The organism is Pseudarthrobacter sp. NPDC055928 (assembly GCF_042270935.1).
GTDB lineage: Bacteria > Actinomycetota > Actinomycetes > Actinomycetales > Micrococcaceae > Arthrobacter.
Genome location: NZ_JBHJZH010000001.1, coordinates 461,852 through 475,394, shown reverse-complemented (window position 1 = coordinate 475,394; position 13,543 = coordinate 461,852). Strand labels below are relative to the sequence as shown.

The following is a 13,543-nucleotide window of genomic DNA, read 5'->3' as shown; positions in this document are numbered from 1 at the left end:
CACTTACTTTGTTCGACGCGCCCAGGAGCCCGGCGCGTCGTGGGTGGTGGACGGGAATCCGGGGGAGTAACTGGGCAGGAGCGCCCAGCAACGGGTGCGGGCTATGCAGGGGCGACGCGGGAAAATGGTGGTGCGGAGCAGCCGATTGGGGGCACACTGGGGCGTGTGATCGAACCGTGGGTACTGCATGTGGACCTTGACCAGTTCATCGCAGCTGTCGAAGTGCTCCGCCGGCCCGAGCTCGCCGGCAGGGCGGTGATCGTTGGCGGCCGCGGTGACCCGACAGAGCGGGCGGTGGTTTCCACGGCCTCCTACGAGGCCAGGGTGTACGGCGTCGGCTCCGGAATGCCGCTGCGCATCGCCGCACGTAAAGTACCTGACGCCGTCATCCTGCCCGTTGACCAGGAGGCCTACCTCGCTGCGTCCGAAGAAGTCATGGCTGTGCTGCGCTCGCAACCGGGGGCAACTGTTCAGGTGCTCGGCTGGGATGAAGCCTTTATTGGCGTGCAGACCGACGATCCGGAGGCGTATGCGCGGCAACTGCAGCGCGACGTCGTCGAGGAGACCCGGCTGCACTGCAGCGTGGGCATCGGTGACACCCTGGTCCGGGCCAAAGTAGCGACGTCGTTTGGCAAGCCGGCCGGCGTCTTCCGGCTCACGGAAGAGAACTGGCTCGAAGTCATGGGGAGCCGGCCCACTATCGAGCTGTGGGGCGTGGGAACGAAAGTCTCGCGCCGCCTTGCCACCCTCGGCATCCGGACAGTAGCCGAACTCGCGGCGTCCAAAGACGATGATTTGGTCCCCGAGTTCGGCCCGAAGATGGGCCCTTGGTATGCCCAGCTCGGGCGGGGTGACGGTTCGCGGACCGTCGATGACACGCCTTGGGTGGCACGCGGGCATAGCCGGGAAACCACCTTCCAGCGCGATCTGACTGAGCAAGGCCAGGTTGACGACGCCGTCCGGGAGTTGGCGGCACACGTACTGGAGGATGTCGCTGCTGAGGGGCGGCCGGTGATCGGGCTGACGCTCAAGGTCCGATACGCTCCGTTCCTGACCAAGACGTACGCCCGGAAGATCCCCGAGACCTCGGATCCGGCAGAAGTGCTCGCCCGCGCCCTCGACCTCGTGGCCAAGATCGAACCGGGCCGTCCCATCCGATTGCTCGGGCTGCGTGCCGAAATGGCGATGCCCGAAGATTCCCGGCAGGGACACACCCCGACGCGCAGCGGCTGGTGACGGGTCCTGCCGAGCTTGCGAGGCGAGGGAACTGGTGGGGAGCAATCGATGGGGGAAGGCACAAAAAAGCGGCGGCGGATCCCCCATGGGAATCCGCCGCCGCGCGCCTATGGCTGACTAGTCGCGCTTGAACTCGTCCTTGATGTCTTCGCCGACCTTCTTCGCGTCGGCCTTGACCTGGTCCTTCTGGCCTTCGGCCTTGAGGCGGTCGTTGTCGGTGGCGTTTCCGGCTGCTTCCTTGGCCTTGCCGCCCATGTCTTCTGCTGCGTTACTGATCTTGTCTCCGAGGCCCATGGTAGTGCCGCCTTTCGTTTCCGATGGATCAAACAATGCCTTTTCACCATAACACGAAGCATGCTTACTATTTCAAGTCGTTGAGATGTCCCGATATCTGTTGATTGTCATTGCCCCCGACTAGGCTCGAACCATGGATCACAGCACCAGCCTTACACAGCACATCCACGCTTCGCCGGAAAAGGTCTGGTCCGTCATTTCGGACATTCCGGGTTCGGCGGCCACCCTGTCCGGCATTGATTCCATCCAAATGCTGAGTGAAGGCCCGTATGGCGAGGGCACGCGCTGGAAAGAAACCCGCACCATGATGGGCAGGTCCGAAACGGTGGAAATGTGGGTGGCCCAGGCTGATCCGCCGCGCAGCACCACGGTCAAGGCCCTGCAAGGCGGCGCTGACTACACCTCCCGGTTCAGCCTGGCGGAGCGCGACGGCGGCACGGACCTGACGCTGACCTTCGGCGCCGACGTCGTTAGGCCCACGGTGTTCAGCAAGATAACAATGGCCCTGTTCGGGAAAATCGGCATGAGCATGACGCGCAAGGCGCTGGCCAAGGACCTGGCGGAGATCGCGGCCAAAGCGGAATCGCTCTAGTGGCGGCCAGACCGCCCAAGGTCACCGGCCCCCGGCTCTCGCCGATTCTCCTTGAAGAACTTACGGACGATCCCGCGCCGGACTTCCAGCGCGGAGTTCGGTACGACGGCGTGCGGTACAGTCGCGCGGCGGCAGACGGTCTCGAGCTCAGCGGCACTGACTTCGCCGAGTGCGAATTCCAGGGCGTCTCGTTCAATGACACGCAGCTGCGCGGCGCCACGTTCCGCGACTGCATCCTGGCCGAGCTGTACGCGCCCGTCTTCACTGCAGCCCGCACCACTTGGCGGGACGTGCGCATCGAAAATCCACGGCTCGGGTCCGCTGAAGTGTACGAGAGCGGGTGGCAGTCCGTCCGGATCGACGGCGGAAAGCTGGACTTCCTGAACCTCCGTGGCGCCAAGCTGATGGATGTCCTGATCACCGACTGCATCATCAATGAACTGGACCTCGGTTCTGCGGCGGTCACCCGGGTAACGCTGAAGAACTGCACCATCGGCACCCTGGACCTCACCGGCGCCAAGTTGAAGGACTTCGACCTCCGCAGCACTGACTTTCGTACCATCAGCGGCCTGGGCAGCTTCTCCGGAGCCATCATCGACGACTACCAGCTCAGCCTCCTGGCCCCGCTCCTGGCAGCCCATCTCGGCGTAGTGGTTCTCTGACCCCTCCGGGGGAGGTCTTGGTGCCCCTTGCGCGTGCAGTGTAGTCTTTTACAGAACGAACGGTCGGTAAGTGGATAGCATCTCCTTAGCCGCCGACGATGACAGTGCTGTTAATCGCATGAAGGGTGTTTCCATGGCGTCAGCTACCGCAGGACCGCAGGCTTTTCTCGTTGGCGGTGTCCGCACCCCGGTGGGACGATACGGCGGGGCGCTGTCCTCGGTCCGCCCGGACGACCTCGCCGCACTGGTCATCCGGGAGGCGGTTACCCGGTCCGGCCTGGATCCTGACACCATCGATGAGGTCATCCTGGGCAACGCCAACGGGGCCGGGGAGGAAAACCGCAACGTAGCCAGGATGGCCACTTTGCTGGCAGGGCTTCCCCTCCACATCCCCGGGATCACGGTCAACAGGCTGTGTGCATCAGGCCTGAGCGCCATCATCCAGGCCAGCCAGATGATCAAGTCCGGCGCCGCGGACATCGTGATCGCCGGCGGCGTGGAGTCCATGAGCCGTGCGCCGTGGGTCCAGGAGAAGCCAGCTACCGCCTTTGCGAAGCCCGGCCAGATCTTCGACACCTCCATTGGCTGGCGGTTCGTAAATCCCCTGTTCCAGAAGGGCGAGCTGGCGCGCGAGGGCAAGATGACCTACTCCATGCCGGAAACCGCCGAGGAAGTCGCCAGGGTTAACGGCATCACGCGGGACGACGCCGACGCCTTTGCCGTCCGGTCCCACGAACGTTCCCTTGCCGCCATCGCCGCAGGGCGGTTCAGGGACGAGATCGTCCCGGTGACGGTCAAGTCCCGCAAGTCCGAAACCGTTGTGGACACCGATGAAGGCCCCCGCGCCGGCACCACCATGGACGTCCTCGCCGGCCTGCGCCCGGTTGTCCCGGGCGGCTCCGTAGTCACCGCGGGAAACTCCTCCACCCTCAACGACGGCGCCTCAGCGATCATCGTCGCGTCCGAGGCCGCCATCGAGCGGCTGGGCCTGGTACCCCGCGCCCGCATCATCGACGGCGCCTCTGCCGGCTGCGAGCCCGAAATCATGGGCATCGGCCCGGTGCCGGCCACGCAAAAGGTCCTCAAGCGGAGCGGCCTCAGCGTCGGTGACCTGGGCGCCGTCGAACTTAATGAAGCGTTTGCCACGCAGTCGCTGGCCAGCATGCGCCGGCTCGGCCTGGACCCGGAGATTGTGAATAACGACGGCGGCGCCATCAGTTTGGGGCACCCGCTGGGTTCCAGCGGTTCCCGGCTCGCCATCACCCTGCTGGGGCGGATGGAGCGCGAGGACGCCAGGATCGGCCTGGCCACCATGTGCATCGGCGTGGGCCAGGGCACTGCGATGCTGCTGGAGCGCGTGTAATGGCGGCCCAGGACCTAGCGAACGAACACTTCAGTACCCTGCTGGTCGAGGAGCGGGAGGACCGCGTAGTTGTCCTCCTCAACCGCCCCGAGGTGAGAAACGCCATAGACCAGCAGATGGTGGACGAGCTGCACGTTATCTGCGCGGCGCTGGAGCAGAATCCCAGGGTCCTGGTCATCGCCGGCGTGGACGGAGTCTTTGCCTCCGGGGCGGACATTGCCCAGCTGCGCGAGCGGCGCCGGGATGACGCGCTGCAGGGCATCAACTCCACGATTTTTGTCCGCATTGCCAAGCTGCCCATGCCCGTCATTGCCGCCTTGGATGGCTACTGCCTGGGCGGCGGTGCCGAGCTCGCCTACGCGGCTGATTTCCGGATTGGAACGCCGAGTGTACGGATCGGCAACCCCGAGACAGGGCTCGGCATCCTGGCCGCGGCCGGAGCCAGCTGGCGGCTGAAGGAACTCGTAGGCGAACCCTTGGCCAAGCAGATCCTGCTCGCAGGCCTGGTGCTCCGGGCCGAGGACGCCTTGGCGGCGGGCCTCATCACGGAAATCCATGAGGCACCGGAACTGATGGCCGCCGCCCACAATCTCGCGGACAGGATCGCGCGCCAGGATCCGCTGGCCGTGCGGATCACCAAGTCCGTGTTCCACGCCCCTGCCGAGGCCCATCCGCTGATCGACCAGCTTGCCCAAGGGATCCTCTTTGAATCCCAGGCCAAATTTGACCGCATGCAGGCGTTCCTGGACAAGAAGCTGGACAAGAACCTCGACAAGAAGACAGAGAAGAAATAGCCATGGCCACTTCGAACCTTCCTTCCACCGTGGGCGTCCTCGGTGGCGGCCGCATGGGCGCAGGAATAGCCCACGCCTTCCTCATCAAGGGGGCCAACGTCCTGGTGGTGGAGCGGGATGAAGCCTCCGCCGAAGCCGCCCGCGAGCGTGTGGAATCCGCCGCTGCGAAGAGCATCGAACGCGGCGCCACCGACGGCAACCTGGACGAGATCGTCTCCCGGCTCGCGGTCACGGTGGACTACGACGACTTCGCCGACCGCCAGCTAGTGGTCGAGGCCGTGCCCGAGGACTGGGACCTGAAAGTTACCTCGCTTCGCGGCATCGAGGAGCGGCTGGCCCAGGACGCCTTCCTGGCCTCCAACACCTCATCGCTCTCGGTCAACGGTCTGGCCCGTGAACTGAAACGGCCGCAGAATTTCCTCGGCCTGCACTTCTTCAACCCCGTCCCCGCCTCCACGCTCATCGAGGTGGTGCTCGGCGAGCAGACGTCCCCGGACCTGGCCGCGGCCGCGAAAAGGTGGGTCGAGGCACTCGGCAAGACCGCCGTCGTCGTCAATGATGCGCCCGGCTTTGCCTCGTCACGACTTGGCGTGGCTATCGCGCTGGAAGCGATGCGCATGGTGGAGGAGGGCGTGGCCTCCGCGGAGGACATCGACGCCGCCATGGTGCTTGGCTACAAACACCCCACCGGCCCGCTCAAGACCACCGATATCGTGGGCCTGGACGTGCGGCTGGGGATCGCCGAGTACCTGCACTCCACGCTGGGGGAGCGTTTCGCGCCGCCGCAGATCCTCCGGGACAAGGTGGCAAGGGGCGAGCTGGGCCGCAAATCGGGCAAGGGCTTTTTCGACTGGCCCAGTTAAGGCTGCTCTAGCACGGCGTGGGCCTAGGCTGGTGCAGTGAGCTTTCTTGAACCCATCACCCTGACCGGCCGGCACGTCATCCTGGAGCCCTTGCGTCCGGCACACCACGACGGCCTGGTGGAGGCTGCACGCGATGGCCAGTTGTGGAACCTTTGGTACACGTCCGTGCCGACGCCGGAGGAGATGGCCGCTGAAATCCGCCGACGCCTGGGCCTTCAGGAGCAGGGGTCCATGCTGCCGTTCACCACGCGCCTGATCGATCCGGCCACCGGCGGACCGGGCCGGATCATTGGCATGACCACCTACATGAATATCGATCCCGGCACACCCCGGGTGGAGATCGGCTCCACGTGGAACGCGGCGTCAGTACAGGGTACGGGCACCAACGCTGACTCCAAGCTCCTGCTCTTGAGCCATGCGTTCGACGTGCTCGGCTGCCCCGCGGTCGAGTTCCGGACACACTGGCTCAACCACCAGTCCCGGGAGGCGATTGCCCGCCTGGGCGCCAAGCAGGACGGAGTTCTGCGCAACCATTCGCGGACCAAGGACGGCGTGCTCCGGGACACTGTGGTGTTCTCGATCCTTGAGCACGAGTGGCCCATGGTCCGGAACGGGCTGGAGCACAGGCTCGCCAAGCGCCGGTAGGGCGCTCGGCGGGCCGGCTATCAGCGCCTAGCCAGCGCTTGGAGGTTCACAGTAGCAGTGAGGGCATCGGCATAAGCATCATGTCCGGCCGCATTCGGGTGGAAAGTATCATCGGTCAACTCAATGGGCGGCACAAGGTCAAGAACGATCCATTGCTGCAGGGTATTGGCTTCGTGCCCGGCGAACGGTGTCGTGACATCGATGTAAACGGCGTTGGCTTTTGAAACCGCGTTGGCCTCTGCCACAGCTGCAAAGATGGTGGCGTTCAAGGCTGCCGTACCCGAGTTGACCAAGGCCTGGCTCTCCGGAGATAGCACCGGAAGGCCACGTACTGGATCAAACAGCAGCGGGTAACCAAAAACGGCAATCTTGGCTCGCGGTGCCGCCCGGTGAATGGCGCTCAGGGCTTCGACCAGGTCAGCCTGTATTGCGGGCAACGTAGCGCTGGCATTGGCAACCGCCAGCTGGCAGGCTTCAAACGTAGAGAAGGCACAGGTGAAGAGCACCGTGTTGAAACCAAGATCATTCGCTCCGGCAGTCAACGTGACCAGTTCGGTGCGGCCGGAGAGTGCTTCGGAAGCGGCGAGGGCCGCGATCTGCTCCATAACGCTGGGTACGATGTTGGATGCCCTGGCGTCCAGGAGTGCACCATGGCATGCCCCGTTACTGACGACGTCGTCAACGATGGCCAGGTTCTTCAGAATGTCGACATATCCGCCCGGGGTCTGGTCGCAGGGGAAGTTCGGGATGAAGTCCGTTGCCCCCGTCCCGGCTGTGTAGGAGTCGCCGACCGCCACGAGATCGACATCCGGAACCGGCGGCGCCGCGTCCGCCGGAACGGCCGTGAAGCCCAGTGCCATGGCAAGGGTGGCGAGGCCTGCTGCAAAAGCCGGGCGCCGCCGTCGTCCTGTTGGAAGTGTCATTGGTTTCCCCTTAGCTGATCGAATGCACGGGTGAGGTATGTGACACGGTACGCCTGGACGCGGCGGCGGTCACTGGCCCGGAGTACCCTATTTTGCTGGCCCGGCTACCTATTAGGGGATGTGCGGCGCTCGCCGGCGTGTGGTTAGCTGTCCGGATGAAGAAACCTGGCGGACCCCTGGACTGGGACGGGGCTGTGAACGCCTGGCACGTGGCCGGCGCCGTCTACCGGATGGGCCGCCGCGAATGGCTTACAGCGGCCGGCTGGCGTACCGCTTACGACGACGGCGTCCGCACTGTGGTGGACCTCCGTAACTCCCATGAGGCCCGGCGCCGGGACACAGACCCAGCCGTAACGGAAACGGCATGGTCCGGCATACGGATGGTGTCCGCCCCCACCGAAGACCCGGACGATCCGCGGTTCACTGCAGCCTGTGGACCGTACCTGAACGATCCTGCCCACTACGTCCACAATGTCCGGCTGTTCCCGGCGAAATTGGTGGAAGTCTTTCGCACCATTGCCGAAGCCTCGCCCGCCGGCGGGGTGGTGGTCCACTGTGCAGCGGGCCGGGACCGCAGCGGCATGGTGGCTGCAATGCTGCAGGACCTGGCCGGCGACACGGACGAGCAGATCGCCGCCAGCTACGCCCGGGCTGCCCGCGCCATCAATGAGCGCTACCGCACGCACGGGCCGCCGCACGACCGCGAACGCTACGTTGGGGAAACCGAATTGGCGCCGCTGCTGGAAGAGCGGGGCCACACCGTGGTGGCCTTTGTCCGGGACCTGGACACAGAGGACTTCCTGCTGCGGCACGGTCTCACCGACGCTGAGCTGACCGCTGTGCGGTCCGTGCTCGGCGCCACGGTGGCTCGATGAAATCTGGACCAAGCCAGGGGGCTGGGATGAAGCGGATTCTTACGCTTGGTGCGGCGGCAGGGCTGTTGCTGGGTTCTGTGATGGTGGCAGACCCTGCCTCGGCAGAATCCACGGAACCGCCCGCGATCGGCGAGGGACTCCACACCGCAACGCCTTCCACGCCGGCTGTGAGCGACGCTGGCCTGGCGGACGCCGTGTCCCGCGATTTGGGCCTCACGCCCGAGGAGTTCAATGCCGCGGGCGAGCTCGGCAGGCAGGCCGCAGCAGCCGCTGAGGCCCTCCGCGGAACACCCGGCTACACCGGGACCCGACTGCACAACGGCCGCGTCCTGGTCAGTGGCTCGGGGCCTGAACTGGAGGCCCGGGTTTCGGAGCTCACTGCCACCATTCCCTCACTGACCCTCGAGGAACCCGCCCCGGAGAACGCTGTTAGTGCCCCCGGGACCGAGTTGGCGGTCAGTGCGCATCAGCTTTTCCAGGCCTACGTCCGGGAGGTGGGCCCTCAGGGGCTCCAGGCCGTGGCCTACTCCGACGGTCGGTTTGTCATCCGTACAGGCGGAACCAACGCACCCGAATCGACTCCCGAAGGTCCTTCGGCTCCAGCTCCGGATGCCCCCACCGCGGCGCCCGGGAAAGTGTCCGCCGAGGACTTTGTGGCCCGGTTTGCCAATGTGGAGCTCGACGCCGGCACGGACCTTGCGCCGGAAGCGGACGTAGTGGGCGGCCAGGGCTACATCGCCGACACCTGGGAAGTCTGTTCCACCGGGTTCTCGGCGTTCGATCCCGCCGGCCTGCCGTCGGTCCTCACTGCGGGGCACTGTTCGAACGACGGTGCCGCGCAGCAGGCCAGCCTGGAGTTTCCGGCCTGGACGCCGGCCGGACCGCTAGGGACGTTCGGGTTCAGCCAGTTCGGCGGCCCCGGCAACACGGGCATCGTCGGCAACGAGGACAACCCCGGCAATGTGGGGACTGACGTGGCCGTGATTGGCTCCATAGCGGCCGGACTCGAACCGCAGCCTGCCGCGAGTACCTGGAACAACCCCTCCCAGACGGGCCCCGACGTCAAGGTCGTCGGCGTCGCCGCGCCCGTGGAGGGGCAGCCGGTCTGCCGCTCAGGACGTACCTCCGCGTGGTCCTGCGGGATCATCGATGAGGTGGGTATCTACGTGGTCCAAGGGCGTTCGGGCAACCCTGCGGACCTGAGGGCGTTCAGCGGGTTCCTGTCCTTCGCGGTCGAGTCCAGTGGTGGCGACTCCGGCGGCCCCTGGCTCAGCGGCAATTACGCCGTGGGCATCCACGCCGCCGGCGAGGGCGCCGGCGCGCCGGTGAACTTCGCGGTGGCCGCCACGCTGCAGGACGCCCTGGCGGTCCTGCCCGGCTACCAGTTGGAACTCTTCCTCAACAAGCCGGCGGTGACGTCACCCGCGCCCGGCAGTACCTACGAACCAGGACAAGCCATCACCGGGAACGTGCCTGCCGCCCCTGCATCGGCCGTGGCCGCAGGGTCCTCTGTCAGGATCACCGTTGCCGGGCACGAGCCCGTCGAGGTGCCTCTGGATAATGAGGGGAACTGGCAATTCACGGCCCCCGAAGCCGTGCCCGGTGCGGTTCCCGCAGCGCTCAGCTTTACGGCTGAGACTGTCAACGGGTTCAGCGCTTCCGGGCCCGGTGCCTTCGAATTTGCACCGGCGAGAGGGGCAACGCGGGACGATTCCGCCGAGGCGGGAAGCGAGGCGGCACCCGTCGTCAAACCCGCCGCCGCCAGCCCGCCGGACAGAATCCAGTCGGTCACCAACCTCGCGGACACCGGAGCCGACGGCGTGCTGACCGCAGCCGGCGCGGCGTTGGCAGCGATCGCCGTCGGCGGTGTCCTGGTGCTGCTGGCCCGGCGCCGGAACTGGCATCCCAACTAAGTAGCAGCAGATGCTGTTTTGAGCCCTCAAAAGGACATCTGCTGCTACCTAGTTGGGAGGGGGGCTAGTTCTTCCGGTCCATCAGCAGGTTGGTGATGCGCATGGTGCAGAGCCGCTGGCCGGAGCCGTTGGTGATCAGCACTTCGTGCGTGGTGAGCGTACCGCCCAGATGGATCGGCGTGGCCGTGATGGTGATCTGGCCCTCGCGGGCGGAGCGGTGATGGGTGGCGGAGACGTCCACACCTACGGCCGTCTTACCCAGGGTGCTGGCGTGGATGACCGCCGCCCAGGATCCCACGGCCTCGCCCACGGCCAGGGACGCGCCGCCGTGGAGCAGGCCGAAGGACTGCCTGTTGCCTTCCACCGGCATTGTGGCCACCACGCGCTGGACAGATTCCTCCACGATCTTGACGCCCATCTTCTCGTCGAGTTCGCCCAGGGTGATTTTCCAAAGGGTGGCGTCGGTGACCTCAGGGGCTGGGTCGGTGCTGTCCTGGGATGGGGCGGTCATGGCTCTCCTTTGTGGCAATGCTGGAAGTTCTAGTGTGCAGCACGGAACATTCATGTACTGTAGGTATATTACCGAACGTACGGTCAGTAATGATCTGGCCGTTATTGTTTGTCCCCGTGTTGGAAGGACCCGTCAACGATGACCACCACCGCAACAGCTGAAGCCACAGTCGACACTGTAGAGACCGTCCCCAGTTTTGTGCAGGACTCCTGGTGGACTCCCGACGCCGGTTCCACGGCATCCGCCGTTCCCGTCCGGGACGCGAGCACCGGCGAAGTCCTGGCCAAGGTGAGCACGGACGGCCTGGACCTTGCCGCCGTCGTGGATTACGGCCGCACCACGGGCCAGGCGGAACTGGGCAAACTGACCTTCCACCAGCGTGCGCTCAAACTCAAGGAACTGGCACAGTACCTGAACGCCCGCCGCGAACACTTCTACATGTTCTCCGCCCAGACAGGCGCCACGAAGATCGACTCGATGATCGACATCGACGGCGGCATCGGCGTGCTGTTTACCTTCGGGTCCAAGGGCCGGCGCGAGTTGCCCAACTCCCAGGTGGTGGTGGACGGTCCCATGGAGGTGCTGTCCAAGGACGGTTCGTTTGTGGGCGAGCACATCTACACACGCATTCCCGGCGTGGCCGTGCAGATCAACGCGTTCAACTTCCCCGTCTGGGGCATGCTGGAGAAACTCGCCCCCGCCTTCATCGCCGGCGTCCCCACCATCGTCAAGCCCGCCACACCGACCGGGTACGTGGCCGCGGCGGTGGTGAAGGCGATCATCGAATCCAACATCCTGCCCAAGGGCTCGCTGCAGCTGATTTCCGGCTCAGTCCGTGGCCTGATGGACGTGCTGGACTACCGCGACCTCGTGGCCTTCACCGGCTCAGCGTCCACGGCGCTCTCGCTGAAATCGCACCCCAACGTGGTCCAGGGCGGAGTCCGCTTCACGTCCGAGACGGACTCACTCAACGCAGCCATCCTCGGCCCCGACGCCGTGGAAGGCACGCCGGAGTTCGACGCCTTCATCAAGTCCGTAGTCACCGAAATGACCGTCAAGGCCGGGCAGAAGTGCACCTCGATCCGCCGGACCATCGTCCCGCAGGAGCTGGTGCCCGCTGTCACCGCCGCAATCGGCAAACGCATCTCCGAACGTGTCGTTCTTGGGGACCCGCGGGCAGACGGCGTCACCATGGGCGCCCTGGCCTCGGTTGAACAGCTCGCCGATGTCCGGGCCGCGGTGCAGTCCATGCTCGACGCCGGCGGCGAGCTGGCGTACGGAACGCTCGATTCGCCGTCGGTCACGTCCGCGGACGGGACCACCGGCGTGGTGGACGGCGGCGCGTTCATGTCGCCAATCCTGCTGAGCTGGGACAACCCCGAAGCGGAGGCAATCCACTCGCTGGAGGCCTTTGGCCCGGTATCCTCCGTGATTGGGTATAAGGACCTGGCCGACGCCGTCCGCCTCGCCGCCCGCGGCGGCGGCTCCCTGGTGGCTTCGGTCTGCACCAACGATCCGTCCGTGGCGCAGGAACTTGTGATGGGGATTGCGGCCCACCACGGCCGTGTCCTGATGCTCAACCGTGAGGACGCCCGCAGCTCCACCGGCCACGGATCCCCGGTCCCGCACCTGGTCCACGGCGGTCCAGGGCGGGCCGGGGGCGGCGAGGAACTGGGCGGCATCCGCTCGGTCATGCACCACATGCAGCGCACCGCCATCCAGGGCTCGCCCAACATGCTCACCGCCGTCACTGGCGTCTGGCACGCCGGCGCTGACCGGAACTTCACCCTTGAGACCGAGGGGACGCACCCGTTCCGGAAGTCCCTGGAAACGCTGCACATTGGCGACGCCGTCCGCTCCGACCTGCGCCAGGTCACCCTTGAGGACATCACAGCGTTCGCCAACTCCACCGGCGACACCTTCTACGCGCACACCAACCAGGAAGCCGCGGAAGCCAATCCGTTCTTCCCCGGCATCGTGGCGCACGGCTACCTGCTGCTGGCCTGGGGCGCGGGACTGTTCGTGGAACCCGCTCCGGGCCCGGTCCTGGCCAACTACGGGCTGGAGAACCTGCGCTTCATCACCCCTGTTGCCGCCGGAGATTCCATCCGGGTGACCCTCACCGCCAAGAAAATCACCCCGCGTGAGACCGACGAGTACGGCGAGGTGGCCTGGGACGCCGTCCTGACCAACCAGGACGACGAGATCGTGGCCACCTACGACGTCCTCACCCTCGTGGAAAAGTAACCCACCCCCGGACGCTCTCTCACTTATTGCAGGTTTTCCCCCAACCCTCTCTCAGGTGCGAGAGAGGGTTGGGGGTTTACCGACCGGATGTGAGAGAGGGTTTCGGCTCTTTCCGAGCCATCAAGGCGTAAAATTTCCTCCGTAGGAGGTGGCCAAATGAACCTAGCCCTGAGCACAGCCACAACCATCCTGCCAGTCGATGATGCAGCGCGGGCCCACAGTTTCTACACCGAAAAACTGGGACTACCGCACCACGGAATGACAGACGATGGAAGCGAATTACTCGGTACCGACGGCGGCCCGATGCTGCAGTTGATGCCTGTCTCGGACGGAAAGCACTCCGAGCACACCGCCCTCAGCTTCGAGGTGCGCGACATTGAGCGGATCGTCCAGGACATGGAGGCCAAGGGCGTCCGGTTCCAGGATTACGACCTTCCGAACCTGAAGACAGAGAACCACATCTGCACCACGGATTCCGAAAAGTGCGCGTGGTTCATGGACACCGAACACAACATCCTCTGCGTCCACGAGACCTTGGGCACGCAGATGGAGTACCAGCTCTGACCTGAAGGCGGCAACTGCCAGCCGCTTGCCAGACCGCAGGAGGGGCGTCCCAGCGAACGGG

General features: G+C 65.5%; 14 protein-coding genes. 11 read left to right on the top strand and 3 right to left on the bottom strand.

Going from position 1 to position 13,543, the window contains the following annotated elements; genetic code table 11:
- Positions 1 to 165: 165 nt before the first annotated feature.
- Positions 166 to 1,236 (top strand): DNA polymerase IV, encoded by a 1,071-nt coding sequence (locus ACFC25_RS02310; RefSeq protein ID WP_376043789.1) that lies wholly within the window; start codon positions 166 to 168, stop codon positions 1,234 to 1,236.
- Positions 1,237 to 1,353: 117 nt separating this feature from the next.
- On the opposite strand, the gene ACFC25_RS02305 is transcribed toward ACFC25_RS02310, so the two are convergent.
- Entirely contained in the window at positions 1,354 to 1,530 is a 177-nt protein-coding gene (locus ACFC25_RS02305; protein ID WP_337346091.1) for a CsbD family protein, read from the bottom strand.
- A gap of 133 nt (positions 1,531 to 1,663) precedes the next feature.
- Here ACFC25_RS02305 and ACFC25_RS02300 point away from each other — a divergent pair, with 133 nt between their 5' ends.
- The 6 genes from ACFC25_RS02300 to ACFC25_RS02275 all read left to right on the top strand — a co-directional run bounded on the left by ACFC25_RS02300 (position 1,664) and on the right by ACFC25_RS02275 (position 6,449).
- A complete protein-coding gene (locus ACFC25_RS02300) occupies positions 1,664 to 2,122 on the top strand; it encodes an SRPBCC family protein (protein ID WP_337346092.1) in 459 nt (152 codons plus the stop codon).
- Positions 2,122 to 2,784, top strand: coding sequence for a pentapeptide repeat-containing protein (locus ACFC25_RS02295; protein ID WP_376043787.1), 663 nt, complete (start codon positions 2,122 to 2,124; stop codon positions 2,782 to 2,784). Before ACFC25_RS02300 ends, ACFC25_RS02295 begins: the two co-directional genes overlap by 1 nt.
- A 133-nt stretch (positions 2,785 to 2,917) precedes the next feature.
- Complete coding sequence (locus ACFC25_RS02290; RefSeq protein WP_376043785.1) at positions 2,918 to 4,147, top strand: thiolase family protein; 1,230 nt, start codon at positions 2,918 to 2,920, stop codon at positions 4,145 to 4,147.
- Positions 4,147 to 4,941, top strand: a complete 795-nt coding sequence (locus ACFC25_RS02285; protein WP_376043783.1) for an enoyl-CoA hydratase/isomerase family protein — start codon at positions 4,147 to 4,149, stop codon at positions 4,939 to 4,941. The genes ACFC25_RS02290 and ACFC25_RS02285 overlap by 1 nt, the downstream gene beginning before the upstream one ends.
- A gap of 2 nt (positions 4,942 to 4,943) precedes the next feature.
- The gene (locus tag ACFC25_RS02280; RefSeq protein WP_376043780.1) at positions 4,944 to 5,804 is read left to right on the top strand and encodes a 3-hydroxyacyl-CoA dehydrogenase family protein; all 861 of its coding nucleotides are present in this window, start codon (positions 4,944 to 4,946) and stop codon (positions 5,802 to 5,804) included.
- Positions 5,805 to 5,840: 36 nt separating this feature from the next.
- The gene (locus ACFC25_RS02275; RefSeq protein ID WP_376043778.1) at positions 5,841 to 6,449 is read left to right on the top strand and encodes a GNAT family N-acetyltransferase; all 609 of its coding nucleotides are present in this window, start codon (positions 5,841 to 5,843) and stop codon (positions 6,447 to 6,449) included.
- Positions 6,450 to 6,469: 20 nt separating this feature from the next.
- Here ACFC25_RS02275 and ACFC25_RS02270 read toward each other — a convergent pair whose 3' ends face one another.
- Positions 6,470 to 7,372, bottom strand: coding sequence for an SGNH/GDSL hydrolase family protein (locus ACFC25_RS02270; RefSeq protein WP_376043776.1), 903 nt, complete (start codon positions 7,370 to 7,372; stop codon positions 6,470 to 6,472).
- Between the two features lie 155 nt (positions 7,373 to 7,527).
- Here ACFC25_RS02270 and ACFC25_RS02265 point away from each other — a divergent pair, with 155 nt between their 5' ends.
- Together ACFC25_RS02265 and ACFC25_RS02260 are read left to right on the top strand one after the other, a co-directional pair.
- Positions 7,528 to 8,247, top strand: coding sequence for a tyrosine-protein phosphatase (locus tag ACFC25_RS02265; protein WP_376043773.1), 720 nt, complete (start codon positions 7,528 to 7,530; stop codon positions 8,245 to 8,247).
- A gap of 26 nt (positions 8,248 to 8,273) precedes the next feature.
- Complete coding sequence (locus tag ACFC25_RS02260) at positions 8,274 to 10,160, top strand: S1 family peptidase (protein WP_376043770.1); 1,887 nt, start codon at positions 8,274 to 8,276, stop codon at positions 10,158 to 10,160.
- Between the two features lie 64 nt (positions 10,161 to 10,224).
- Here ACFC25_RS02260 and ACFC25_RS02255 read toward each other — a convergent pair whose 3' ends face one another.
- Complete coding sequence (locus tag ACFC25_RS02255; protein ID WP_337346101.1) at positions 10,225 to 10,671, bottom strand: PaaI family thioesterase; 447 nt, start codon at positions 10,669 to 10,671, stop codon at positions 10,225 to 10,227.
- A gap of 138 nt (positions 10,672 to 10,809) precedes the next feature.
- Between ACFC25_RS02255 and paaZ the strand changes: the two genes are divergently transcribed.
- Together paaZ and ACFC25_RS02245 are read left to right on the top strand one after the other, a co-directional pair.
- A complete protein-coding gene (gene paaZ, locus ACFC25_RS02250; RefSeq protein WP_376043767.1) occupies positions 10,810 to 12,918 on the top strand; it encodes a phenylacetic acid degradation bifunctional protein PaaZ in 2,109 nt (702 codons plus the stop codon).
- A 156-nt stretch (positions 12,919 to 13,074) separates the two neighbouring features.
- Positions 13,075 to 13,482 (top strand): VOC family protein, encoded by a 408-nt coding sequence (locus ACFC25_RS02245; RefSeq protein WP_337346103.1) that lies wholly within the window; start codon positions 13,075 to 13,077, stop codon positions 13,480 to 13,482.
- Positions 13,483 to 13,543: the final 61 nt, after the last annotated feature.

Bases quoted from the DNA above. Each gene is read 5' to 3' on its own strand.
- ACFC25_RS02305 (WP_337346091.1), bottom strand. From the start codon at position 1,530: ATGGGCCTCGGAGACAAGATCAGTAACGCAGCAGAAGACATGGGCGGC.
- ACFC25_RS02300 (WP_337346092.1), top strand. From the start codon at position 1,664: ATGGATCACAGCACCAGCCTTACACAGCACATCCACGCTTCGCCGGAA.
- ACFC25_RS02290 (WP_376043785.1), top strand. From the start codon at position 2,918: ATGGCGTCAGCTACCGCAGGACCGCAGGCTTTTCTCGTTGGCGGTGTC.
- ACFC25_RS02285 (WP_376043783.1), top strand. From the start codon at position 4,147: ATGGCGGCCCAGGACCTAGCGAACGAACACTTCAGTACCCTGCTGGTC.
- ACFC25_RS02280 (WP_376043780.1), top strand. From the start codon at position 4,944: ATGGCCACTTCGAACCTTCCTTCCACCGTGGGCGTCCTCGGTGGCGGC.
- ACFC25_RS02270 (WP_376043776.1), bottom strand. From the start codon at position 7,372: ATGACACTTCCAACAGGACGACGGCGGCGCCCGGCTTTTGCAGCAGGC.
- ACFC25_RS02265 (WP_376043773.1), top strand. From the start codon at position 7,528: ATGAAGAAACCTGGCGGACCCCTGGACTGGGACGGGGCTGTGAACGCC.
- ACFC25_RS02260 (WP_376043770.1), top strand. From the start codon at position 8,274: ATGAAGCGGATTCTTACGCTTGGTGCGGCGGCAGGGCTGTTGCTGGGT.
- ACFC25_RS02255 (WP_337346101.1), bottom strand. From the start codon at position 10,671: ATGACCGCCCCATCCCAGGACAGCACCGACCCAGCCCCTGAGGTCACC.
- paaZ (WP_376043767.1), top strand. From the start codon at position 10,810: ATGACCACCACCGCAACAGCTGAAGCCACAGTCGACACTGTAGAGACC.
- ACFC25_RS02245 (WP_337346103.1), top strand. From the start codon at position 13,075: ATGAACCTAGCCCTGAGCACAGCCACAACCATCCTGCCAGTCGATGAT.